The sequence below is a fragment of the Streptococcus oralis subsp. oralis genome (genome assembly GCF_002096595.1).
GTDB classification, from domain to species: Bacteria; Bacillota; Bacilli; order Lactobacillales; family Streptococcaceae; genus Streptococcus; species Streptococcus oralis_D.
This window is the reverse complement of the sequence record NZ_NCUR01000006.1, coordinates 1-708: the sequence shown is the minus strand read 5'-3', so window position 1 is coordinate 708 and position 708 is coordinate 1. Positions and strand designations below refer to the sequence as shown.

Annotated in this window: 5 tRNA genes and 1 rRNA gene; all 6 read right to left on the bottom strand. The window is 48.3% G+C overall.

Annotated features, from left to right (window positions below):
* Positions 1-3: 3 nt before the first annotated feature.
* The 6 genes from B7714_RS00120 to rrf all read right to left on the bottom strand — a co-directional run bounded on the left by B7714_RS00120 (position 4) and on the right by rrf (position 662).
* Positions 4-93 (bottom strand) — tRNA-Ser (locus B7714_RS00120).
* Between the two features lie 6 nt (positions 94-99).
* Positions 100-171, bottom strand: a tRNA-Glu gene (locus B7714_RS00115).
* 11 nt (positions 172-182) lie between these two features.
* A tRNA-Ile gene (locus tag B7714_RS00110) sits at positions 183-256 on the bottom strand.
* Between the two features lie 35 nt (positions 257-291).
* Positions 292-362 (bottom strand) — tRNA-Gly (locus tag B7714_RS00105).
* 5 nt (positions 363-367) lie between these two features.
* A tRNA-Val gene (locus tag B7714_RS00100) sits at positions 368-440 on the bottom strand.
* Between the two features lie 106 nt (positions 441-546).
* A 5S ribosomal RNA gene (rrf, locus tag B7714_RS00095) occupies positions 547-662 on the bottom strand.
* Between the last annotated feature and the right edge of the window lie 46 nt (positions 663-708).

Below are 708 nucleotides of genomic sequence, written 5' to 3'. Positions count from 1 at the left end.
AAAAGGAGGATGTGGGATTCGAACCCACGCACGCTTTTACACGCCTGACGGTTTTCAAGACCGTTCCCTTCAGCCGGACTTGGGTAATCCTCCAATAAATAGTCCGTACGGGATTCGAACCCGTGTTACCGCCGTGAAAAGGCGGTGTCTTAACCCCTTGACCAACGGACCATATTTATAAATGGGCACGAGTGGACTCGAACCACCGACCTCACGCTTATCAGGCGTGCGCTCTAACCACCTGAGCTACGCGCCCAAGTTTAAAAAACTTGGTAATTGAACAAAGTTCAAAGCGGGTGACGAGAATCGAACTCGCGACAACAGCTTGGAAGGCTGTAGTTTTACCACTAAACTACACCCGCTAAAATGGGAGTTAACGGGATCGAACCGCTGACCCTCTGCTTGTAAGGCAGATGCTCTCCCAGCTGAGCTAAACTCCCAAAGGGTGGAGTCTAGCTCAGCCAACGGTAAGAAACTTCGTTTCTCTCATCCGCCGATTGTAATTTCGATTTCCTCTCAATTACAACTAAGCTAAACTCCCAAAGAGCTAAGCGACTTCCATATCTCACAGGGGGCAACCCCCAACTACTTCCGGCGTTCTAGGGCTTAACTACTGTGTTCGGCATGGGTACAGGTGTATCTCCTAGGCTATCGTCACTTAACTCTGAGTAATACCTACTCAAAATTGAATATCTATCAAATATCAAG